Origin of the sequence: Gardnerella sp. DNF01159 (assembly GCF_049244215.1) — a bacterium.
GTDB classification, from domain to species: domain Bacteria; phylum Actinomycetota; class Actinomycetes; order Actinomycetales; family Bifidobacteriaceae; genus Bifidobacterium; species Bifidobacterium swidsinskii.
In genome coordinates, this window is record NZ_CP058387.1 from 1,559,269 (window position 1) to 1,581,973 (window position 22,705).

At 40.5% G+C, this 22,705-nt stretch carries 23 protein-coding genes; 1 reads left to right on the forward strand and 22 read right to left on the reverse strand.

What is annotated here, in order from left to right:
* Window positions 1-13: 13 nt before the first annotated feature.
* The 20 genes from HXT39_RS06345 to HXT39_RS06440 form a co-directional block, all read right to left on the reverse strand.
* On the reverse strand, window positions 14-634 hold the full coding sequence (locus HXT39_RS06345; RefSeq protein ID WP_004109989.1) for a DUF5701 family protein: 621 nt from the start codon (window positions 632-634) through the stop codon (window positions 14-16).
* Window positions 635-686: 52 nt separating this feature from the next.
* Window positions 687-1,754: an aspartate-semialdehyde dehydrogenase gene (locus tag HXT39_RS06350; RefSeq protein WP_004109990.1), complete on the reverse strand. Its 1,068-nt coding sequence runs from the start codon at window positions 1,752-1,754 to the stop codon at window positions 687-689.
* A 101-nt stretch (window positions 1,755-1,855) separates the two neighbouring features.
* Window positions 1,856-2,425, reverse strand: a complete 570-nt coding sequence (locus tag HXT39_RS06355; RefSeq protein ID WP_004105778.1) for an ACT domain-containing protein — start codon at window positions 2,423-2,425, stop codon at window positions 1,856-1,858.
* 63 nt (window positions 2,426-2,488) lie between these two features.
* Window positions 2,489-3,253 (reverse strand): aspartate kinase, encoded by a 765-nt coding sequence (locus HXT39_RS06360; RefSeq protein WP_004109991.1) that lies wholly within the window; start codon window positions 3,251-3,253, stop codon window positions 2,489-2,491.
* A 129-nt stretch (window positions 3,254-3,382) separates the two neighbouring features.
* Window positions 3,383-3,991, reverse strand: a complete 609-nt coding sequence (recR, locus tag HXT39_RS06365; RefSeq protein ID WP_004105782.1) for a recombination mediator RecR — start codon at window positions 3,989-3,991, stop codon at window positions 3,383-3,385.
* Window positions 3,992-3,997: 6 nt separating this feature from the next.
* A complete protein-coding gene (locus HXT39_RS06370; protein WP_102703310.1) occupies window positions 3,998-6,403 on the reverse strand; it encodes a DNA polymerase III subunit gamma and tau in 2,406 nt (801 codons plus the stop codon).
* A gap of 105 nt (window positions 6,404-6,508) precedes the next feature.
* Complete coding sequence (locus HXT39_RS06375; RefSeq protein WP_033888548.1) at window positions 6,509-6,913, reverse strand: Rv3654c family TadE-like protein; 405 nt, start codon at window positions 6,911-6,913, stop codon at window positions 6,509-6,511.
* Window positions 6,910-7,290, reverse strand: coding sequence for a TadE/TadG family type IV pilus assembly protein (locus HXT39_RS06380; protein ID WP_102703309.1), 381 nt, complete (start codon window positions 7,288-7,290; stop codon window positions 6,910-6,912). The genes HXT39_RS06375 and HXT39_RS06380 overlap by 4 nt, the downstream gene beginning before the upstream one ends.
* Window positions 7,291-7,319: 29 nt before the next feature.
* Entirely contained in the window at window positions 7,320-7,595 is a 276-nt protein-coding gene (locus HXT39_RS06385) for a DUF4244 domain-containing protein (RefSeq protein ID WP_033888546.1), read from the reverse strand.
* 138 nt (window positions 7,596-7,733) lie between these two features.
* Complete coding sequence (locus tag HXT39_RS06390; RefSeq protein WP_004110027.1) at window positions 7,734-8,381, reverse strand: type II secretion system F family protein; 648 nt, start codon at window positions 8,379-8,381, stop codon at window positions 7,734-7,736.
* A 3-nt stretch (window positions 8,382-8,384) separates the two neighbouring features.
* Complete coding sequence (locus HXT39_RS06395; protein ID WP_004110029.1) at window positions 8,385-8,960, reverse strand: type II secretion system F family protein; 576 nt, start codon at window positions 8,958-8,960, stop codon at window positions 8,385-8,387.
* A 29-nt stretch (window positions 8,961-8,989) separates the two neighbouring features.
* On the reverse strand, window positions 8,990-10,066 hold the full coding sequence (locus HXT39_RS06400) for a CpaF family protein (protein WP_004110032.1): 1,077 nt from the start codon (window positions 10,064-10,066) through the stop codon (window positions 8,990-8,992).
* Window positions 10,053-11,228, reverse strand: coding sequence for an ATPase (locus tag HXT39_RS06405; RefSeq protein WP_102703308.1), 1,176 nt, complete (start codon window positions 11,226-11,228; stop codon window positions 10,053-10,055). Before HXT39_RS06405 ends, HXT39_RS06400 begins: the two co-directional genes overlap by 14 nt.
* Before the next feature lie 123 nt (window positions 11,229-11,351).
* The gene (locus tag HXT39_RS06410) at window positions 11,352-12,719 is read right to left on the reverse strand and encodes a ClC family H(+)/Cl(-) exchange transporter (RefSeq protein ID WP_004110037.1); all 1,368 of its coding nucleotides are present in this window, start codon (window positions 12,717-12,719) and stop codon (window positions 11,352-11,354) included.
* 39 nt (window positions 12,720-12,758) lie between these two features.
* Window positions 12,759-13,169 carry a fluoride efflux transporter FluC gene (locus HXT39_RS06415; RefSeq protein WP_004110041.1) on the reverse strand — a complete coding sequence of 137 codons (411 nt, stop codon included), beginning with the start codon at window positions 13,167-13,169 and terminating at the stop codon, window positions 12,759-12,761.
* Window positions 13,169-13,672, reverse strand: coding sequence for a fluoride efflux transporter FluC (locus tag HXT39_RS06420; protein ID WP_033888544.1), 504 nt, complete (start codon window positions 13,670-13,672; stop codon window positions 13,169-13,171). The genes HXT39_RS06415 and HXT39_RS06420 overlap by 1 nt, the downstream gene beginning before the upstream one ends.
* A 95-nt stretch (window positions 13,673-13,767) precedes the next feature.
* Complete coding sequence (locus HXT39_RS06425; protein ID WP_102703307.1) at window positions 13,768-15,069, reverse strand: adenylosuccinate synthase; 1,302 nt, start codon at window positions 15,067-15,069, stop codon at window positions 13,768-13,770.
* Between the two features lie 115 nt (window positions 15,070-15,184).
* Entirely contained in the window at window positions 15,185-16,240 is a 1,056-nt protein-coding gene (gene fbaA / locus HXT39_RS06430; protein ID WP_004110047.1) for a class II fructose-bisphosphate aldolase, read from the reverse strand.
* Between the two features lie 146 nt (window positions 16,241-16,386).
* Window positions 16,387-16,728 (reverse strand): chorismate mutase, encoded by a 342-nt coding sequence (locus HXT39_RS06435; RefSeq protein ID WP_004110050.1) that lies wholly within the window; start codon window positions 16,726-16,728, stop codon window positions 16,387-16,389.
* A 5-nt stretch (window positions 16,729-16,733) separates the two neighbouring features.
* Window positions 16,734-17,195 (reverse strand): Lrp/AsnC family transcriptional regulator, encoded by a 462-nt coding sequence (locus tag HXT39_RS06440; protein WP_004105907.1) that lies wholly within the window; start codon window positions 17,193-17,195, stop codon window positions 16,734-16,736.
* A gap of 282 nt (window positions 17,196-17,477) precedes the next feature.
* Between HXT39_RS06440 and HXT39_RS06445 the strand changes: the two genes are divergently transcribed.
* Window positions 17,478-18,683, forward strand: coding sequence for a pyridoxal phosphate-dependent aminotransferase (locus HXT39_RS06445; RefSeq protein WP_004110055.1), 1,206 nt, complete (start codon window positions 17,478-17,480; stop codon window positions 18,681-18,683).
* A 96-nt stretch (window positions 18,684-18,779) separates the two neighbouring features.
* Here the strand turns inward: HXT39_RS06445 and rho are convergent, their stop codons facing one another.
* Together rho and HXT39_RS06455 are read right to left on the reverse strand one after the other, a co-directional pair.
* Entirely contained in the window at window positions 18,780-20,741 is a 1,962-nt protein-coding gene (gene rho, locus HXT39_RS06450; protein ID WP_004110057.1) for a transcription termination factor Rho, read from the reverse strand.
* A gap of 337 nt (window positions 20,742-21,078) precedes the next feature.
* Window positions 21,079-22,698 (reverse strand): NAD(P)/FAD-dependent oxidoreductase, encoded by a 1,620-nt coding sequence (locus HXT39_RS06455; protein WP_012913735.1) that lies wholly within the window; start codon window positions 22,696-22,698, stop codon window positions 21,079-21,081.
* Window positions 22,699-22,705: the final 7 nt, after the last annotated feature.

A 22,705-nucleotide genomic window follows, 5' to 3' on the forward strand; every position in this document is an offset into this window, starting at 1 on the left:
AAAATTCGCTAACTTACTTCAGCGATGACACTCCACATCTTTCCATGCAATACGCATTACCAAGCCAAGTATGACGAGAATTTGGCCAGACAGCACCTAAACGCGGAGCACATTGACTCATCCATATACTTGGCACACGCCCATCTGCGCTTTGCGAACCAAGCAAATTAAATCCATTCTTGCTTTCAAGCCAATCTGGATGTTGTGTTGCAATAGCAAGCCCTTCTTCCAGCGTAAGAGGCAAACGCTCATCAGAATCAATAAGCTTACGAGCAACATCAGGCTCTCGATTCAAATACGATGAGCCAGTATGCGGATCGACAACTATATAGAACGGACCTTCAGGAAACTCATACCCGTCTTTAGGAAGAAAACTTATGATATCTCGCGGAGGCATAGTAGTGAATCCAGCCATGCGATTAATACTCGTCCGAGAAATCAACGATTCAGGCGAAACTAATTCACGCGTAGGAATCAATAAAATATTCGCACCTAAACTACTATTTTCAAGCGCACATAATATAGGATTTGCCAACTTACGAAAAGCATTGGCACTCATATCAGCCACATCTGGATACCCAAGTGCCACTATACGATCGAGTTGCTGCTGTATTTCTTCAGATGCTATTGACATAATTCCAGTTTACGCAAAATCTTACATAATCGCGAGCGCAATATAACCATAATTAGTTTAGGAAATTACGCTTTTTAGCAATAATTTCCGCCAATTGCACAGCATTTAATGCAGCACCTTTTCGCAAATTATCGTTAGTGATAAAAAGTGCCAATCCCTTATTTCCATCTACTGCTTGATCTTTCCTAATTCTGCCAACATAACTTGCAGATTTTCCGGCTGCTAGCTGAGGAGTAGGAATATCGTTAAGTTCAACTCCTTCAGCATTGCTCAATACTTCGCGAGCCATGTCTGGAGTTACATCATGCTCAAACTCAGCGTTTACACTCATGCCGTGACCAGTGAAAACACCTACTCGCACACAAGTACATGAGGCTGCAAGATTTGGCAAATGCAAAATCTTACGGCTTTCATTGCGCAATTTTTGTTCTTCGTCAGTTTCTTCAGATCCGTCATCAACTATTGAACCAATAAAAGGCACTACATTAAAAGCAATAGTACGAGCAACTTTTGTAGGCTCAGGGAAATCTATTGCACTACCGTCGAAAACGAGTTTATCTGCTCCTTGGTTTAATGCAGCTTGAGCCTCATTCATGAGTTGCAAAGCACCGGCTCGACCGGCACCAGAAACAGCTTGATAAGACGAAACTATTAAACGTTTTAATCCAAAAGCATCAGCAAGCGGCTTTAATACAGGCATGCAAGCCATAGTTGTGCAATTTGGATTTGCTACTATTCCTCTTGGAATAGTATCTAAATCTTCAGGATTTACTTCCGCAACTACCAAAGGCACATCGTTATGCATACGCCATTGCGAAGAATTATCTACTACAATTGCGCCAGCTTCAGCGAATTCCGGAGCCCAAATTTTTGAAGTTCCGCCGCCTGCAGAAAAAATAGCTATATCAATTCCGTGCAAATCTGCTTTTTCTACATCTTCTACAACTACGTCTTTGCCACGATATTGCAAAACTGTGCCAGCAGAATGAGCAGAAGCCATAAAACGTAAATCTTTTATTGGGAAATCACGCTCGTCAAGCACTCGACGCATTACCATACCAACTTGGCCAGTTGCGCCAAGTACTGCCACGTTCACGCCTTTTTCGTTGATAATTGTCATCGAGACTCCCTTAAAAGTAAGTACGTATAATTTCTACAGTTTTTACAATTCTACAATTTAAATAATTTAGTTAATTTATTAATTTAATAATTTAAATTGCTTCAGCGCCCGCTTCCGCCGTACACTACTGCTTCAACCTGACTTGCGTCCAAACCGTAAGCAGTATGCAAAGCGCGAACAGCTTCATCAATTTGTTCAACAGGAACCATGGCAGCAATACGAATTTCCGAAGTAGAAATCATCAAAGTATTTATACCATGTTCACTTAGCGCAGTGAAGAAGGTAGCAGCTAGACCTGAATGTGTTTTCATACCAACGCCAACAACAGCTACTTTTCCTACTACTGGAACGACATCCATAGAAGTAAATTTCAATTCATCATGCGCTTCTTCTAGAACTTTACGCACTGCTTCCATTGATGCTCCTGGAGCAGTAATAGAAATATCTGCTGTACCAGTAGAAGCACTTGCTTGCGCAATCATGTCAATATTTACATTTGCTTTTGCAAGAGTTGTAAATACTTTCGCAGCCATACCAGGAATATCTGGAATACCGCGAACCGTAATCATTGCCTCACTGCGATCATGAGCAACGCCAGAGATAACAGGAGTTTCCGGACCTAAATCAGGAAATAAATCGCCCATAGTCGAAAGAATATCGTGGTTTACCATTGTTACCGCCTTTAAGCTCGAAGATTATTTGACATTATCTATTAATATTTAGTTTTGTATTTCCTAACTCAGATTAGGCAAATCGTTCGGATTAATATTATTTGGAACTATAAGCGTTCCGTTCCTATGTGAGAATGAACTTCTAACATGAAGAGGCATACCAAAACGCTGAGCGTACTCAACACAACGCAACGCAAGCACGCGCGAGCCGCAAGATGACATTTCAAGCATTGAATCATAATCAATTACAGGAATACGTTTTGCAGTTGGCACAATACGTGGATCCGCAGTAAATACTCCATCTACATCCGTGTAAATCTCACATACATCAGCACCTAAAGCAACCGCAAGCGCTACAGCGGAAGTATCCGAACCGCCTCTACCGAGAGTCGTGTCATCTCCAACTTCGTTAATTCCTTGGAACCCGGCAACAATTGCAACACTGCCTTTGCTAAGAGCTCTTCTGACACGATCAGGCTTAACCGCACGAATATGCGCAGCTCCAAACTGAGTATCTGTCATAAATCCAGCTTGAGAACCAGTAAAAGAATAAGCATGAGATCCTTGAGCATGAATAGCCATTGCAAGCAAACTCATAGAAATTCGTTCGCCTGCTGTCATAAGCATATCCATTTCGCGAGCAGGAGGATGAGTGTTTACACTCATTGCTTGATCAATTAAATCGTCAGTCGTATCTCCCATCGCTGAAACTACAACAGCAACATCATTGCCTGCTGCTTTTGTAGAAAGAATGCGTTTGGCAACACGTTGTATGGAATCCGTATCCGCTACAGAAGAACCACCGTATTTCTGTACGATAAGCGACAATTTTTACCCCTTGCTCATGTCAATATTGATAAACGCACAGGATATGCCAAATAATGGCTTCAATATCAGACTACCAACTATGCCCTATTTACTAATAATGATTTGTGCTCATAAAAACAATATTCAAAATTACACAGATTGACGACCAGAAAATGCACGACCTAAAGTGATCTCATCCGCATACTCTAAATCTCCACCAACAGGCAATCCACTTGCCAAGCGAGTAACTTTAATTCCTAGAGGATCGAGCAATCGAGCCAAATACGTAACAGTCGCTTCACCTTCTATATCAGGATCAAGCGCAAGAATAATTTCTTGAACTTTTGCATCTTTAAGACGTTCAAGTAATTGCGTAATTGCTAAGTCCCCAGGCCCAACATTTGCCATTGGGTTAATTGCACCACCAAGAACATGATAAACACCTGAATATTCATGAGTTCGCTCAATACTCATAATGTCTTTAGGTTCTTCAACTACACAAATTTTGCTATGATCACGCCGAGGATCTGCGCATACTATGCAAGGGCTCTGCTCACATACGTTTCCGCATACATCACAAAAACGCACACTTTCTTTCATGTTATTAATTGCGTCTATTAGCTCTTGAACATCTTTATCCGAGGAAGAAAGTAAGTAAAACGCAATACGCTGAGCGCCTTTAGGTCCAATCCCTGGAAGCTTTGAAAATGCTTCAATTAAGCGACCAATTGCTCCATCATATGACGATGAATTATGCACTGTAAACTACTCCTCTTGCTTTTTCTTAACGCTCATAATCGCATTTTTAGGATTTTTAGGATCAGTAGAAGCAAATTCTTCAACAGATTTAACTTCAAAAATTTGTTTAAGCTCATCAGTGCTTACAGACGTTGCGGATTCTAATGAAGCATCATCCATCGAACATTCGTCAGCAGTAGCTCCATTCGTAGGAGAAACAGTAGTCTGAATTGATTCAGTAGACAATTCTGAAGTATTAGTTGCATTCTGAACTTGAGAGTGTAGTTTAGCTTGATCCAAGACACCAGAAATAGCTTCAGATTGGTTATGAGAATGCGAACTCTTCTGTATTGTAATCTCGTCATCATGATTCATAGGCTCATCTTCAATAGAAGAGTCTTTAGAAGAAGACTCTTCAGAAGAAGAGTTTTCTGGCATTGCAATCACATCCGACATAGGCATAGACGACATATCTGCCCAAACATCATCATCCGCATTCGCAACATCACTTAACTCATCCGCAGTATTTTCAGAAGCTACTGATGCTGCGGAGCCATCAGCGCCACTAAAACCCGAAGATTCTTTTTTAGTAGGATTTTTATTTATTCTGCTGCCATCAGAATCAGTTTTATTACTAAATCCAGCAGATAGGCCAGTTTTGCGTAATAAAATATCTCGCTTAACTTTGGCAAGCTTTTGCGGATCCATTCGAGCAACAGATTCTACTTGTTCACCATTAGCAGCAACTGGTGCAGGAGCAATCATTACTTGCGCTCCAAATATCTCATGCACTTCATTCATTACTACTTTTGGCACTTTTTGCCCATCATATGGAGAAGTAGTGCATACTGCGAGCGCAAATGCATGTTGACTCATAGGCTCATTAAAAGTCAAAATAAGACGCTGTCGACCTGATTGTGCTGGAGTAAGTTGCACTGTAGGAACATACTCACGAGTTACATATTCACGTACGTCATCAGGCAATTTTGAAACTACTTTATCCCACATTGCATCAGTATCCATGGAATCATTCTTTGAATTAGCATTATGTGCATCGTTCAAAAACGCTTTTTTAGATTCCATTTCTTTTGTGCGTGGAGCAGATTGCGTTTCTGCTTTAGCAATAGGAGATGCCGTAGTTTCAGAAGGTAGCGAAGAATTTGAAGTACTATTATTCTCACTATTTGCAGAAACATATTTTTTATTGCTTGTAGAACCTACGAAATGAGCACCAGAAGATACTTTATTTTGAATATTCTGCTTAGAAGTTGAAATATTTTGTTGCTGCACGTTATTGATGCGCAAATTAGTTGCAACAGTATTTGAAGTTTCGCTGTCTGCAAGCAAACGAGCAACTAAAATTTCCAAATTCATTCGAGGAGAAATTGCACTAGCCATTGCACTTAAAGCATCATTAATTGTTTGAGCCATACGTGCTAAATCATGCAATGTCATGCTTGCAGATTGCTTATTCAATATTTCCAAATCTTCTGGAGAAACATCATTAAGTAAGCTTGAAGTCGCTTTAGGACCTGCAGATACCATAAGCAACAAATCACGAACTCTACCTAATAAATCTTCTACAAACTTACGAGTATCGTAGCCTCCAACAATAACGCGACGAACTACATCGTATATCGAAGCACCATCATGATTAATAAGATTGTCAATGAATTCACTAATCAATGAATTAGGCGTAAAACCTAATAAAGCAACCGCAGAATCCAAAGAAATTGAACCATCAACAGCACCCACCATAAGCTGATCGAGCACAGATAACGTATCTCGCATTGATCCTGCACCAGCGCGCATGACAAGGCGAAGAACTCCCGGCTGTGGCAGAATACCTTCTTTTTTGCAAATATCTTCAAGATATGGAGACATTACCTCTGGAGGCACAAGTCTGAAAGGATAATGGTGTGTACGCGAGCGAATAGTGCCAATAACTTTATCCGGCTCAGTGGTAGCAAAAATAAACATTACATGTTCAGGCGGCTCTTCTACAATCTTAAGCAAAGCATTAAAACCTTGCTGCGTAACCATATGAGCTTCATCGAGAATGAAAATCTTATAACGGTCACGAGCAGGAGCGAAGCCAGCACGCTCACGCAACTCTCTAGCATCATCGACACCGTTATGGCTTGCAGCATCAATCTCTACAACGTCGATAGAACCGGCACCGCCAGTAGCTAAATCTTTACAGCTTTGGCACTCTCCACATGGGTGCGAAGTTGGTCCTTTTTCGCAATTAATGCAGCGAGCTAAAATTCGCGCAGAACTTGTTTTACCGCATCCACGCGGCCCAGAAAATAAATATGCATGCGTTATTTTTCCTTGGTCTAATGCTCTAGACAAAGGTATGGTAACCTGATCCTGCCCAATAACACCATCAAACGTGTCAGGACGATATCTACGATACAGTGCAAGTGCCATGTTTCCTAACCTACCGCGACCTAACTATTTCCCCGATATATCTTAGTTAAGACTATCAGCAGCCGCCACCCGACTGCTGATATTTATATTCGTTTTTGCTACTTACTACTTATTGCAATCTTCTAGTCCTGCTCTAGCAGAAACTTCCACGTTAGAAGCAAATGGAATATTTAGCCCAACAGAAACACGAACAGTTACATCATTACTAGTAGAGTTGCAAGATTTCAAAAAAGCATTGCTTGAAGCAACAGTACGCGCAACAACCTCACACGCATTATCCTCCATCCTTTGCAACGCAGAAGCACCAGATAAAGCAGCAGAAGTTGCAACAGCATAAGCTTGATGTTTAGCTCCGAGAACATTACATAAAATAGCAGAAAGCACTACTATTGAGCAGACTGCGATCACTAGCATAATGCCAAGCATAGTGCCAGAACCGCAGTCAATGCCCTTACATCGCTTATGAATGAAATTTATTGAATGCTTCACAAAATTCTTGCGCCTACTCATACTAAAACCTGGCTTACATGACTTTCCACTAGAGGCGGCAAAATATGAAGAGGATCGGGAATAAGAGGACATTTAACAACAATATTCGCCATATTATTGCTACGACTTATTTTCACCGACGCTCCTTGACCTGCGACCAACTGCACAATACTTGCGGCAGCTTTATCGTCCTTATGAGTCACAAGATAATACGCAACTTGCGCAGCAGCATCATGACAATTCATAGTACATACAACTGCTCTACCTATGCCAATTAATACAAATAACAGTATTAATGCACAAGGCAAAACAATAGAAAATTCAGCAGTTACCGTCCCTCTGTCATAATCACTAATTTTGCGCAACAATCTTTTGCACACAATAACTTTCCGCATCATAAGCTCATTTCATCTGCTAAAACATGCCGTTAGCCGATTTTCAATGCTTTTTTCACTAAATCTGTCAACGTTGTGCGAACCGTATCTGATTTCAAAATAGCAACTAGCAGTGCAGCAAAACCAGTAGCAGCAATAATAACTACTGCATACTCAGCTGTTACAGCTCCGGAATCCTTATTTTTAAGACCTTCAGCGTACAGTTTTCTTTTTTGACACAAACGTGACTCAATATTCACTAATTGTTCATTTACTTGAAGCATAGACACAGCGTATCGTGCAACAAGTTTTTGCATTATCCCAACCATCATCTTGTACCTTTCACTTCAAACTATCCGAAATTTTCGGATAGAAATATTATTACAACTTGTTTTGCGAATGAAAATAAAAAAATTGCATTGTGGATAAAAGCTAATTTATTTTTCTAAAAATTTATTTTTAAAAAGCTAGCGCATAAGCGACATAACTGTTGGCAAAATTCCTATGCATATAAAAGACGGCAAAAAACATAATCCAACAGGAAGCAGCAATCGCACAGACAACTTAGAACTTTCTTGTCTAGCAATATTGGCCATATTTATCTCATAATGTTGAGCAAGTGCAGACAATACAGGAACTGGAGATGAACCATAACACCATGATTCTTTTAAAGATGTCATTAACCATCTAGCTAATATTTCTGAAGAATCTAAGTTTTTACGATTAGTAAATTTTGATTTATTTTCTAATTCAAAATTATCTTGTTTAGTATAAGTAGAAGACCATGCTTCATGCCACGTATCTCCTGCAAGTAAAGCATTGGAAACAGAGCAAAGCCACATGCCTTGACCACAAGGAAACACTTCTCCAACAGCACTAAGAGCCCTAGTAATAGCAACACCACTACGAAGTGAAACAATAATCATATGTAAACCAAGAAGAGGATCTACATATGAAACTTTGGAGTTACGCCATTCGTATTTAACTAGCATAATTTTACTGTTAAAACGCATACGATTATCTAATGAATCGCACTCTAATTTCAAACTCACCCATTGCCAAACAATTACAACAAACAATGGGATGATAAACAAAAGCTGCTTTGTGGATTCCATAAATCATCCTTCCAGCGAGGCAGCATCCATTGCATGCTGAGATATTTGCAACATAGAACTAACCCATGCCAAACCCAATCCATAACATATTCCACCTATTGTTAATAAAATCCATCCATTTACTGTTGTAATTAACATCAAAATAGGGTGCCCACCTAATAATTCACCAGCAAAAAGAGCCAAAATAGGTAGAGCAGTAAGTAGTTTTATTGTTGCTTTTGGCATTGCAGCTACGTCAGCACGTAAATCTTCTGCACGCTTCTGAGCATGATATGACGCTGCCGTAGCTTCCACACATTCTGCCATAGCACAACCAAGAGTATTACTCAATTCATATGAAGCCATAAGACTTTCAGAAACAGTATGCATATGTTTTTCAAGCTGACGACGTTGATTCTTATTCATATTGCGGTTCTTTGGAAAACAACGTTCATAAAGCCATTTATAAATAATTTTTGTATTAACTGCACTACTGCAAATACATTGTTGAGACTTAGAGTCACTGTGAACAATCATTGCAAAAGTAGAACCAGAACGTAATGCAGCAATCATTCCAGCAAGAACTTCTTCAATATCCATTTTTACGCTCCAAGCAACACAATCGACTACTAATTATTTGAACTGTCAACACATATGTTGGCCATATTTTCGGGAAGATTCCAATAATTTGAAAACTTAACCCATGCAGGCAAAAATTTCATGACAATACTGCCGTCAATTCCACAAGATAATTGCAAAACTGGAATGCCACACAGCAACGAAGCGCTAGAAGCGTATTGCAAAATACCGAGTTCTTTGATCATTCGACGCCCGTTAGAGGATCTCTCTACATGAATAACAACATCGAATGCTCCAGCAGCTAAAGCACATAAAGCTGCAGGCTCCAACCCAGCCAATAACCCTAATGCCATAAGACGAGCGGGAACTTTTTCTATTTCATCTGCATGAAGAGTTGTCATTCCACCCTTATGCCCGGAAGTAAACACTCTCAACAAATCAGCAATTTCTTCCCCACGACATTCACCAAGAATAATGCGATCCGGGCGCATTCTTAATGTTGCTTTTACTAATTGAGATAAGCCAATTTCTCCTACACCTTCTACATTAGCTTCTCGCGCACTTAACGAAACATGATTTTGTGTCAACTCGCCGAGCTCTCTAATTTCTTCAACAGATACAATACGATCTTCGCAATCAGCAGCAGCCAACAAAGCCTTCATAAGTGTGGTTTTCCCAGATCCAGTACTTCCAGTGATCATTATATTTGCTCGCTTTTTAACTAAAACGCTTAGAATACAAGACAATTCTTTTGGAAACATGCCTTGATCGCTTAAAGAAACAAGATCATAACGATTAACTGAAGGAAAACGAATTGACAATGCTGCTCCTTGAGATACAAGTGGTGCTAAAACAGCATGTATGCGAATGCCAGAAGTACTTGAAGCATCAGCAATAGGACACGCATCATCCAGTCTTTTGCCTAATTGTGCACAAAGCCATACAGCATATTCTCTTAACAAAGCAGGGTTGTTAAGCGGAACTCGAGTTGCGCGTTCCTTGAGACCTTGCCCACAATCTACCCACACACGACCGGACTCACTTACAACCATGTCTGTAACTCTTACATCATTGGCAAATTCCTGCAGAATTCCAAAATCGATATCACGAATATTATTTACGATCATATTTACCTCTTGAGTATTTCGAACGACGATATTGCGAACGACGATATTTAGTTACAGCATTTTTTGTATTTGATATAACATCTCCGATAAGCCAATTATTTATGCGTTTCATGGTTTCCTTCATTGAAGATGGCACATTTCGAATACCATATCCCCCTATAATGTCGGTGTACATGCGAGCATCGTGTTGCAAAGAACCAAGAAATGTAGTTGATAGATATTCAGAAGCTTCATCGATACTTAAAACATAAGATTTTTGCGTTAAACCACGAGGAGACAATCCAACAACAGCAAATTTATTAAACTTTACTTCAGAATCACACAAAGTATCTAATTTTTGTAGCAACGCTCTAAACCTTGCTAAATCAAGCACAGATAGCTCAACAGCAGCAAGAGTCGCACTGTCAATAAATTGCGGAATATTATGGTAAGACTTCATAGCAGTCTCGCCAGAACCTATATCTACAATAACTACATCAACAGCATCAGCTAAACCTCTAATAGCAGCCTCTAAAACCCAAGGTTCAGGATACTTACCATGCCATGGAGAAAATGCTAAAACATCCACATTGTCCCAATGCAATAGCTCATTGCGTAACACATAGCCATCGCATTTACCTAAAGAAGCATCAACTTCTTGCAACCTGCGGCCTTCATCTGATTCCAAACCAAGCAGAACGTCTAAACCACCATGAGTCAAATCAGCATCTACAAGAGCAACACTATGACCTTGTTCACTTATATAGCGCGAAAGAATAGATAGCGAAGTGCTTAGCCCAATGCCATCTGCAGCAGACATTCCAACTAAAATATTTTTAGGCAACGGATCTAAAGAATCACGCGCAATAAGATTATCTTCTTCAGAATTATTAAACATGCAAGACTTATGCTTAATAGAAATATCTTGTGAGCGTTCAGTGTGTTGAAAACTCTCCACATCTTGAGAACTCTTAGGCAAAAGAGTCATAACAGTATGATCGTCAGCTATACAAGGCGTGCTTTTTACACCATTAGACGCAGATTCGTATATAGATTTATCTGCAACTTGAGGAGGATAAACATAACGTTTAACATCTCTAAATGCGCCTACAGCTTCGCCATTGTTATAATTTTTATCAATCTGCTTAACGCCAATTGATTTGTTGCTTACACTCATATTCATACTCATGCGCCTATTGAAACGCATACAGCAATGAGTTTTCAACAATATTCATGCAATGTGGTTAAAAGCTCAGGAAATATTAAGAATAAGCAAATATTGCACAAAAATTATCTATAAAAACATCTATTTTACAGAATTTACAGATGGCAATACTAAATCTTTATTAACTTTCATATAGCGTTCAAGTAACTCACCATAAATTGGCTTAGTTTTTAGAATATCCGAAATAAGCAATGCGATAAATGCAGAAGCTGCAACTGGAAGCGTATGAATCATAGTTCCAGACATTTCAACAGTAAGCAAAATCGAAGTGAGTGGAGCTTTTACAGATGCAGACAACGTACCAGCCATAACGCAAACTGCAAACACAGATACAAATTTTGTATCAATGCCAAATGCTGAAACGCTAGTAATCCAGCGCGCAGCAACACCACCTGCGAGCGCACCTACTGCAAGAATAGGCATAAAAATACCACCGGGAGCGCCACAACCAAAACTCGTAGAAGTAAACAACATTTTTGCCACAAATAGCAAACAAAGCATTGCAAGACTTGCTTTTCCATATTCAGAAAGTCGCACTAAATTAGATCCGCCACCAAGAACTTCAGGCAGGAACAAGCCAACTGGTATTGCAATTAAGCAAGCAATGGCAACAGGCATCCACTTTGGCAAATATCCGTATAATGTTTGCAAACCAAGTAACGAACGATTCATTATCGAGCCTACAAAACCTGCAAAAATACCAAGAGGAATAATCCAAATATGCAAGTTCATTGGCAAATCTGGAATCTGACCAAAATCAAGAACTGGACGCAACCCGAAACAAGTTTGCGAAACAAAATCAGCACATAAAGCAGCTGCAGCAGCTCCTATAAGAACAATTGAAGTTAAGCCGTGCTGAATCTCCTCCATAGCAAACATAACTCCAGAAAGTGGCGCAGAAAACGCAGCAGATAAACCGGCTGCAGCTCCAGCAGTTACCACATAATGCTCTTTAATATCGTCACGCCTACCTTTACGAAAAATTCGAGACAACATCTGAGCACCACATGCACCTATTTGAATAGATGGACCTTCACGTCCAAGAGACAATCCAAATAAAGAACCAAGTAAACCGCCAACAAAACGCACTGGCAGAATCGTGTGCCATCGCATATTCAAACCGCGATTAACATATCCCACGACTTGAGGAATACCACTTCCAGAAGCCATACTTTCTTTACGACTCATCCAGCCAATAATTAAACCTGCAATTACAGCAAAAATTAAGCATGGCAAAATCCACCATGCGTTATGCCGGATTTGTAAATACATCCAACGCGCAAAATCTGTACCGTATTCAATACCAAGCCTGTAAGAAGCTACTAATGAACCAGAAACAACGCCGACAAATATCCCAGCTAATATTACTTTCCAACGAAGCTGGCAAAAAGTTTTTGATATTTGCTTTAAGTTATTACTCAAAAAGCTCAATGCATTCTTAAACTTCACTACAACTCGATTCTGCGCACAACACTTAACTTCTAAATACTAAATTACGTACAGTAACAATATTTGCGAAACAATATACCCAACAGAAGCAGCAAAGAATGGAACAATAAGTTCTGCAAAAAGCAAGAACACTCCATCTTTTATGCGCTTTCTTTGAATAAGATCCACACCTTCAAAAATTGCAGTAGAAAACGTGGAAAATCCACCCAAAAATCCCAAAATCATCAAATAAGCAAAACGTACTCCACATATTGCAGCTGCAACCATGAAAACATTAGACATAACACCTATAGCAAATGAAGCAACGCAATTGATAAATAGCGTTGCAACTGGAACTTCGCTTTTATGAGCAGCTGAAATTTTTTTAGTCATTGCGCATCTTAAAACAGCACCTAAACCGCCAAAAAAGCAAGGCAAAATAAACATAATAAAAACGTATAAAGAATTCATCACTTCATCACCTTAGTATTAGCTTCTGCAACAGATCGAGTTTGCTTTTTGTTCATGCAATTCGCAATTCCTGTTCCAACCCAATTACCAACAAAAGCCATAAAAACGCCAAAAAGCAGCGAAAAAAGCATGCCCAAAACAACAAGCGTTATGCGTGGAGACATAAAAGACATTGCACTTTCAAACGCGAAAGTAGACATAGTCGACAATCCGCCACAAAAGCCTGTTCCTAGCGCATATTTATACAAAGTTTGCTTTTCTTGCGTTAAAGCTTTAACAGATATTGCAGTAACAAGAGCAAAAATAAAGCATGCAATCATATTCGACAAAAAAGTTCCTAAAGTAAGCTGACCAAATATAAATGATTGTCCGTCTACTTGGTGAATCGTGTGCGCATAAGAAGAAATTACTGCGCGCACGAAAGCTCCACATGTACCACCAATAAAAACTAAAAAGTATAATCGACAATTATTTTTTTTATTTTTTCCGCTTATTTTACTCATTTTCACTCTTTTTGAAATTATCGTCATAAACCAAAACGACACTCCCAACCGAGAAGTGCCGTTTTGCTAAGTTGATCATAAAATAATAAACAATTTCAGTCAGTTAGTGAGTGAACACTAATGATATGATCACGCTGCGGACCAGTTCCAATAGCAGAAATACGGCAATGAGAAAGCTCTTCCAAACGCTTTACATAACTTTGCGTATTTTGAGGCAAATCTTCAAACTTATGAATTTGAGAAATATCCTCATTCCAGCCTGGAAGCATCTCGTATACTGGTTTCGCAGAAGCAAACAGTGATTGATCTACAGGCATTTCTTCCATACGCTGAACTGTTCCATCAGACAAAGTCACATCATAAGCTACGCAAACTGGGATTTCCTTCAAACCAGTCAAAACGTCAAGCTTAGTAAGAACAATATCCGTCAAACCATTTACGCGAGTTGCATAACGGCTTACTACAGAATCAAACCATCCACAACGACGAGGACGACCAGTTGTAACACCATATTCATGGCCTTGCTCACGCAACCAGTCACCCTGCTCATCCAAAAGTTCAGTTGGGAATGAACCTTCACCAACACGAGTAATATACGCTTTCGCTACTCCAATTACGCGCGTAATACGAGTAGGACCAACACCAGTACCCGTGCAAGCGCCACCAGCAGTAGGGTTTGAAGAAGTTACAAACGGATAAGTGCCATGATCGACGTCAAGCATTGTGGCTTGTCCACCTTCAAACAGCACAGTTTTGCCTTCATCCATTGCTTCATTCAATACTAATGAAGTATCAGCAACATATTTCTTCAAGCGTTTGCCAAGCTCCACAAGTTGAGCAGTAACTGCATCAATATCAATAGGATGTTGATTATAAAGTTTTACAAGCATTTGATTCTTTTGATGCAAACTTGCTTCAACTTTGTCGCGCAAGTGATCAGCATTAAATAAATCATGCACTCGAATACCAACACGATTAATTTTATCTGCGTAAGTAGGTCCAATACCACGACCAGTCGTGCCGATCTTGTGTTTGCCAAGAAAACGCTCAGTTACTTTATCAATAACTCGATGATACGGAGTAATAACATGCGCAGCTTCGCTCACAAGCAAGCGCGAACAATCTACACCGCGAGATTCCAAAGCGTCAATTTCTTCAAGCAATACCTCTGGATCAACAACAACACCATTACCAATTACAGGCGTAACATTAGGGCTGATAATTCCGCTTGGAAGTAAATGTAATGCATAAGATTTATCGCCAACAACAACAGTGTGCCCAGCATTATTACCGCCATTAAAACGTGCGACAATATCAACCTTTGAACCAATTAAATCTGTTGCTTTGCCTTTACCTTCGTCACCCCATTGAGCTCCAATAAGCACAATACCAGGCATGCCGCACCTCCATTTTTGAGCTAACGCTGCTCAAATAAGCACAATCCTTACCTGTTAAGACTATCTCTATGCCCCTACCGAATAAGAAAATGAAATATATAAAATTAAAAATTTACTATTTCAGTGCTTTACCAGCAGAACCTAACTGCACACAAGCTTCTGCTACACGCTGAGCCATGGCTTTTTCGGCTTCACGACCCCAAGATCGAGGATCATACAACTTCTTTTCGCCAACTTCTCCGTCTATTTTAAGAACAGAGTCATAATTGCTGAACATGTGACCAGCGATTGCACGAGTAAAAGCGTATTGAGTGTCGGTATCTATATTCATTTTAATTACGCCGTAACGCACAGCTTCAGCAATCTCTTGAGCAGTAGAGCCAGATCCGCCATGAAATACCAGCAGGAACGGCTTTTTAGAAGCGCCAAAGGTGCGAGTATCACAAATATTTTGATAGTTCTGATATACAGTTTTTTGGATTTCTTGCAATAATTTAGGATGCAGTTTTACAACGCCAGGCTTATAGGCTCCATGAACGTTGCCAAAAGTAAACGCTGCCATATACCTGCCACGTTCACCCAAGCCAAGTTTATCTACAACACGCAAAGCATCTTCAGGCGTAGAATACAATCTCTCGTCAATATCAGCACGATGCCCATCTTCTTCTCCACCAACAGCACCAATCTCAATTTCAAGAATTGTGCGAGATTTTTGCGAAGCATCCAGCAACTGTTCTGCAACGTCTAGATTATGTTGCAAAGGCACCGTTGAGCCATCCCACATATGCGACTGAAATAATGGTTCTTCGCCTTTTTTGACTCGTTCTGTTTCATAAGAAATTAGTGGTTGAATCCAATCATCTAAATATTGCTCAGCACAATGATCTGTATGAAGCGCAATAGTGATATTAGGATATTGAGCTGCTACTTCGTGCGCAAATTTTGCAAATGCTATTGAACCAACAACACGATTATTGAGAGATTGACCCGAAAAATAAGCAGAGCCACCGACAGAAACTTGGATAATGCCATCAGATTCAGCTTGAGCAAATCCCTGCAAAGCTGCATTAAGAGTTTGCGTACTAGTAACATTGATAGCAGGGTATGCGTAGCCACCTCGACTTGCAGCATCAAGCATATGCGCATAACGTTCAACAGTTGCAATAGTCATACTTGTATTATCCGCCTTTATTACTCAGATAGCCACGCATATGCACAAAAACATTACATACCGATATGCGAAAATCTATTTTCAAAATCTACAAACTGATTGTGATTCATAGTTCAACGCAATTAAAATAACAGAAATATCTAATCTCAAGACTGCATTTGCTGATGACGTTTCTTAGCCTCAGTAACAACAAACTCGTGATATTTCAACGCAATCGAAGAATCTAATCCGGCATTTTCCGCAATATTTAGCAAACTTTCTATTTGCTGCTGCTCTCTTTTAGAATCCTCAGGAGCAAATCCAGCTTCAGCCTTCAACTCACCAATTCGTTTCGTAGTTTTAAACCGCTCAGCAAGCAGCGCAATTATTGCATTATCAAAATTATCAACAGATTGACGCAACACAATAATCTCTTCGGCAGCAACTTTGCAACATGTCGTAAGAGATGTATCGCGCGCGTCAACCGTTGTTTCAGAAAAATCACACATATTATTTAATCGAAATATGTTTGCAGAACCATAGTTGTTTCTGTACTGACAGGGACTATGCGATGAATGGTATTAATAAGTTCTTCCAATTTGCTTGGCGTAGCAACACGCACTACCAGCATAAAACTTGGACTACCAGTAATCGAATAGCAAGCTTCAATACCAGAAATATCACGCAATTTGTTAGGTATTGTAGCTTCCTGCCCAAAATCAAGTGGCGTAACAGACACAAATGCGCTTACAGGTAAACCACGACGCTCATAATCAATTAACGCGCGATAACCAGTAATAACACCTTTACGCTCAAGCTTTTGCACTCGAGATTGAACTGCAGAAACAGACAAACCCGAAGCCTTCGCCAAACGAGTTAACGTCGCTCGACCATCATGTTCGAGAATATCAACAATGATTGCATCAGTTGAATCCATAGCTATACTAGTTTCAGCTTTATGAGGATTTCCAGCCATACGTCCTCCATTCTCCAGTCGACGCTGAATTGAGAATCTAAAACGAATCTATGTAGCGCCACATTGCAGTCTCTTTCATGGTACAGTATTTTTTACAGAAAAAGAACAAATTTATTCAAAAAATAATAAAAAATACAAATTATTACGTTAAAAATAATTTTTTCTTTTAACATCAGCCGTAATAGTGTTGTACAATTCGCATAATAAGCGTATAAACGAAGCCTATAACCTTTAAAGATTATTCTTATAAAATCAAAACCAACAATCAAAAAGGAGCACAGCATGGCAAAAGTAGCGAAACATGCAATTTCAATACCTCGTTCAGGTATTAGAGATGTATTTGACCGTGTAGAACAAATACCAGACGCTATTTCACTATGCCTAGGAGAACCAGGCGAAACTGCTTCCTCACACATTGTTGAAGCCGCGTGCAACTCATTACGAGAGGGAAAAACAAAATACACAGACGTTTTAGGCATACCAGAATTCCGCGAGGCAGCTGCAAATTATACGAATAGAGTAAAAGGTTTAAACTACAACGCAGACACAGAAATTCAAGCCGTTGACGGCGCTACTATTGGATTATATTTAGCTATTAAATCAGTAATAGATCCGGGAGATGAGGTTATTATTCCATCTCCATACTTCACATCATACGATGCAGAAGTGCTAATGTGCGAAGGAATTCCAGTAACTGTAGCCCTTAAGCCAGAACATGGAATGCATATTAATGCAGCAGAAATACGCAAAGCTATATCGCCACGCACTAAAGCCATCATTATCAATTCTCCATGCAACCCAACCGGTGCTGTAACAACCGCAGAAGAACTCGAAGAAGTTGCAAAATTATGCCAAGAATTTAATCTTTGGGTAATTTCTGACGAAGTCTACCATCCATTCGTATTCGCAAGCAATCCAGAAACTGAACCTTGCGGAAATGCTGTAGCACCATCTATTGCAGCAGCTGAAGGAATGCACGAACGAACCATTATTGTAGAAAGTTTATCGAAAACTTATGCAATGACAGGATGGAGAATTGGATATATTCTTGCACCAAGTCAAGTTATTGAGCAAACCAGCAAAATTGCAGAAATGATGCATTCTTCTGTAAATTCTACCGCACAATATGGCGGCGTAGCTGCATTAACAGGTCCGCAAGATCACGTGCGCGAAATGAGAGAAGAATATCGTGCAAAACGTCAGCTTGTTATAGACGGATTGGCAAATTGCAATGCATTGCGTCTTATAGAGCCTCAAGGTGCATTCTACGTTTTTGTTGACGTTCGACCAACTGGTTTAAGTTCAGAAGAATTTAGCAAAAAACTTTTAGATGAAGAAAAAGTTGCTGTTGTGCCAGGAGAAGCCTTTGGCGCAGAAGGAAGCGGATTCGTGCGACTATCTTACGCTGGGAAAGCAGAAGAACTTAAAGAAGGCGTAGCGCGCATAAGCAAATTTGCACTTGCGCAACAAGCTTTACATGCTGCATAAAATATTAGTTATTAACGAATATAAATATAAATAAAATTATTGCCCCTTGGTAGATAATCCAAAGGGCAATAATTTTAATTCCTTACGAAATAAGAACTACGCAATAGTCGTAGAAGAAGAATTATTCGTAGCAGTGCCAGTTTGTTGAGTTATGGCAGCCAAGAAATCACGGTTTGAAGCAGTTTTCTTCAATCGAGGAATCAAAGTCTGATACGCTTGCTCTGCCTCAAGACCACCAAAGAGACGGCGCAAACGATAAATAACTGGCAAATCTGCAGCTGGAGTAATTAACTCCTCGCGACGAGTTCCAGAAGCATTAATATCTACTGCTGGGAAGAGACGCTTATCAGCCAAATCTCTACTCAAACGCAATTCCATATTTCCAGTGCCCTTAAACTCTTCGAAGATTACTTCATCCATCTTAGAGCCGGTTTCAACCAATGCAGAAGAAATAATCGTCAAAGAGCCGCCGTCTTCAATATTTCGAGCAGCACCGAAGAACTTCTTTGGTGGGTACAACGCCTGAGCATCAACACCACCGGAAAGAATACGACCAGAAGTAGGAGCAGCAATATTGTAGGCTCTAGCCAAACGAGTCATAGAATCAAGCAAAACCACAACATCCTGGCCAAGCTCAACCAAACGCTTAGCGCGCTCAATAGCAAGCTCAGCAACAGTAGTGTGATCCGTTGCAGGACGATCGAATGTAGAAGAAATCACTTCGCCTTGCACAGTGCGTTCCATATCGGTAACTTCTTCTGGACGCTCATCGACAAGCACAACCATAAGATGCACTTCAGGATTATTTGTAGTAATTGCATTTGCAATATTCTGAAGAGTAATGGTTTTACCAGCCTTTGGTGGCGACACAATCAAACCGCGCTGACCTTTACCAATTGGGGCAACTAAATCAATAACACGTCCCAACATGCGATTCGGAGTAGTTTCTTGCTTCAAACGCTCTTGTGGGTATAACGGCGTCAACTTAGCAAATTGCGGTCGAGACTGAGCTTCTTCAACGCTCATTCCATTAATGCTATCGATTGTTTGCAAAGGAACAAACTTTTGGCGCTGATTTCGACGATCGCCTTCGCGAGGAGCACGAATGGAGCCTTGAACTGCATCACCCTTGCGTAAGCCATATTTTTTAATTTGGCTCATTGAAACATAAACATCGTTAGGACCAGGCAAATAACCAGAAGTGCGCACGAATGCGTAAGATTCTAAGACATCAACAATTCCAGCTACTGGCACGAGCTCTTCCTGAGACTCTTCACGACGAGACTCACGTAAATCATGCTCTTCGCGAGCATCGCGTGCATCGCGATCAAGACGAACATTGCGATCGTTACAATCTTGACGTTCTCCACGCTCAGCACGACGTTCATCACGATCTTCACGTTCTACTCGATTCATGCGTTCTGAATGATTCTGTCGATCTGAATAATCTGAACGAGACTCATCGTAATCACGTGCACGACCGCGCATACGACGCTGGAAACGATCAGCACGATTTTGTTGTTCTTCTCTATCAAAGTCACGAGAAGCTACACGCTGACGACGCGGTTCACCCTCTGCATGAGAATCTTCACCAGGCAATGTTGCCAAAATTTGATCCAACTCATGCGAATCCATACCATCTTCTCTACGATCGCGATTATCATTACGATCTTCTGAGGAACGACGACGCTGGAATGTATTATTACGATTCGCATCGCGTCGATAATTTTTATTCCCAAAATCTTCTTCGTCTCTATAGCGACGATCTGAAGCAGCATTGGGAACCAAAACTTCTAACGCTTCTAAATCACTATTGTCTTTCGATGACCTAACATCTTCTATATCTGTACTAGTATCTGCAGTTTTATTAGCATTCACAACATCACGAGGAACACGAACACTTACACCTGCAGGCGCTTCTCCCCCATTACGAGCAGCCGTCAGTGTAGCCACCAACTCAGGCTTACGCATTGTAGATGTACCGCGCAAACCCATTTGTTTCGCAAGATCTTTCAATTCTGAAAGCTTCATTTTTTCAAGATTCTGGCCTGTTGCCACAATTTTACCTTTCCTTAACTCGCACGGAATAGAGACCCGGCAAGTCTTTACATGGAAGATTACGGAAAAATCCGTCACGAACTCGCTGCTATTTCATAACAATTCATATGTACATAACAACGAACATTATGTATGCTACTACAGCTATACGACGCTGTACAATGCGACGCGCCATAGTATTTAGTATTTTATTGCAATTTCTATAAAGTTTTTAAAGAGCTACTCACATAAACAAAAAGCGCCAATAACTTGGGTAACACCCAGTATTATTGACGCTATATCGCTAAATTATTTGCGCTTTAAAATCAAACGCTCAAATTTATACGAGAATTAATTACTACTTCTTTTCGTGATACGACTTTTCAGTATTAACAGACCACACGTTCTTCTTAGAAGTTTCTCCAGTTCGGATATCTTCTACAGCCTCAATAGCAGTTGCCATTGAATGATCTTGGTTATTATAACGATGCTGTCCATTACGACCAACGCAATACAAATTACCAAAGCCATCAAGATAATCAATCAATTCAGGCATCTGAGCGTATGTGTCAAAGTAAGCAGGATATGCCTTTGGAACTCGCTCACGGTGAGAATCAAGAACGTCTTCCTCACCATTGATAACCTGCATACGAGTCAACTCGTCAATAGCCATCTTGCGAGCATCATCATCACTCATATTCCAGAAGTCGTCACCTTCGTCGCAGAAGTACTCAAGACCAATCCAAACAGTGTTATCAACATCCTTAACGAGATATGGGCTCCAGTTGTTGAAGATTTGCAAACGTCCGACTTTATATCCAGGATCCTGCACGTAAATCCAGCAATCAGGAACAATAGGAGGATTACCAAGCGTTGGAATAGTGGTAGTATTACGCAGACGCACGCGCTTAACAAGCAAGCCTACAGTCACAAAATCGCGATAAGGTAAACCTTTGGCAACGCGTTGCATTTCTGCTGGAACTTCAGCCTTTTCGTCACCATTTGCACCCTGCTCAAGAGCAGCTACCAAATCCTTAATTGGCATAGAAGATATAAACTGGTCGGCGTGCAATTCTGAACGCTCTCCATTTGCATCTTCAACTACAACACTGGAAATCTTTCCGTCTGCTTGCTTAATAGCAACTACCTTTGCGTCTGTGCGCACAGTAGCACCGTTTTCGCGGCAACGACGCTCAACCGTTTCCCACAACTGACCAGGACCAAGCTTTGGATACCAGAATTCCTCAATTAATGAGGTTTCTACTTCCTTTTCCTTGCCTTTTTTCTTAGGGAAAAGCTTGGAAAAAGCGTTCTTCAACACTTCCACAATGCTCAAGCCCTTAACGCGCTGAGCACCCCAATCGGCAGAAATTTGGCTTGGATGCCTACCCCAAAGCTTCTCTGTATAGCCCTCAAAGAACATGGAATAAAGTTTCTTGCCGAAACGATTAATGTAGAAATTCTCAAGATTAGTTTCTGGCAACTTGTGAATCATAGACCACAAATAGCTGAAGCCAACCTTCATAGTCAAGATAAAGCCCATAGAACGCAAGGTTGCTGCAGAAAGAGAAATTGGATAATCAAAGAAATGATGATTCCAGAAAATACGAGAAACGCGATGACGCTTCAACATCACTTCATCTTCAACTTCAGGATCAGGTCCACCTGCTTCCAAATCATGATGACGACCAAGCTTTTTATCATCATATGAAGGCGCACCCTGGAGAGGTAGCATTTCACGCCACCACTGCATAATACGGTCATCTTTTGAGAAGAAACGATGACCGCCAATATCCATACGATTGCCGTTATACTTCACAGTACGCGAAATGCCGCCAAATTCACGCGTGGCTTCGAGTACTGTTACGTCGTAGCGGCTGGATCCGCCATCCTTAACGAGTTCCCAGGCTGCCGTCAACCCTGCCGGACCACCACCAATAATTACCACAGATTCCTTTGGGGATTGTGTATCCGTCACTTGTCCT

What these genes read in the sequence shown, in the direction of transcription:
- HXT39_RS06345 (WP_004109989.1), bottom strand. Translation starts at nt 634, where the DNA reads ATGTCAATAGCATCTGAAGAAATACAGCAGCAACTCGATCGTATAGTG.
- HXT39_RS06350 (WP_004109990.1), bottom strand. Translation starts at nt 1,754, where the DNA reads ATGACAATTATCAACGAAAAAGGCGTGAACGTGGCAGTACTTGGCGCA.
- HXT39_RS06355 (WP_004105778.1), bottom strand. Translation starts at nt 2,425, where the DNA reads ATGGTAAACCACGATATTCTTTCGACTATGGGCGATTTATTTCCTGAT.
- HXT39_RS06370 (WP_102703310.1), bottom strand. Translation starts at nt 6,403, where the DNA reads ATGGCACTTGCACTGTATCGTAGATATCGTCCTGACACGTTTGATGGT.
- HXT39_RS06375 (WP_033888548.1), bottom strand. Translation starts at nt 6,913, where the DNA reads ATGAGTAGGCGCAAGAATTTTGTGAAGCATTCAATAAATTTCATTCAT.
- HXT39_RS06380 (WP_102703309.1), bottom strand. Translation starts at nt 7,290, where the DNA reads ATGATGCGGAAAGTTATTGTGTGCAAAAGATTGTTGCGCAAAATTAGT.
- HXT39_RS06385 (WP_033888546.1), bottom strand. Translation starts at nt 7,595, where the DNA reads ATGGTTGGGATAATGCAAAAACTTGTTGCACGATACGCTGTGTCTATG.
- HXT39_RS06390 (WP_004110027.1), bottom strand. Translation starts at nt 8,381, where the DNA reads ATGGAATCCACAAAGCAGCTTTTGTTTATCATCCCATTGTTTGTTGTA.
- HXT39_RS06395 (WP_004110029.1), bottom strand. Translation starts at nt 8,960, where the DNA reads ATGGATATTGAAGAAGTTCTTGCTGGAATGATTGCTGCATTACGTTCT.
- HXT39_RS06400 (WP_004110032.1), bottom strand. Translation starts at nt 10,066, where the DNA reads ATGATCGTAAATAATATTCGTGATATCGATTTTGGAATTCTGCAGGAA.
- HXT39_RS06405 (WP_102703308.1), bottom strand. Translation starts at nt 11,228, where the DNA reads ATGAATATGAGTGTAAGCAACAAATCAATTGGCGTTAAGCAGATTGAT.
- HXT39_RS06415 (WP_004110041.1), bottom strand. Translation starts at nt 13,169, where the DNA reads ATGAATTCTTTATACGTTTTTATTATGTTTATTTTGCCTTGCTTTTTT.
- HXT39_RS06420 (WP_033888544.1), bottom strand. Translation starts at nt 13,672, where the DNA reads ATGAGTAAAATAAGCGGAAAAAATAAAAAAAATAATTGTCGATTATAC.
- HXT39_RS06425 (WP_102703307.1), bottom strand. Translation starts at nt 15,069, where the DNA reads ATGCCTGGTATTGTGCTTATTGGAGCTCAATGGGGTGACGAAGGTAAA.
- fbaA (WP_004110047.1), bottom strand. Translation starts at nt 16,240, where the DNA reads ATGACTATTGCAACTGTTGAACGTTATGCGCATATGCTTGATGCTGCA.
- HXT39_RS06435 (WP_004110050.1), bottom strand. Translation starts at nt 16,728, where the DNA reads ATGTGTGATTTTTCTGAAACAACGGTTGACGCGCGCGATACATCTCTT.
- HXT39_RS06440 (WP_004105907.1), bottom strand. Translation starts at nt 17,195, where the DNA reads ATGGCTGGAAATCCTCATAAAGCTGAAACTAGTATAGCTATGGATTCA.
- HXT39_RS06445 (WP_004110055.1), top strand. Translation starts at nt 17,478, where the DNA reads ATGGCAAAAGTAGCGAAACATGCAATTTCAATACCTCGTTCAGGTATT.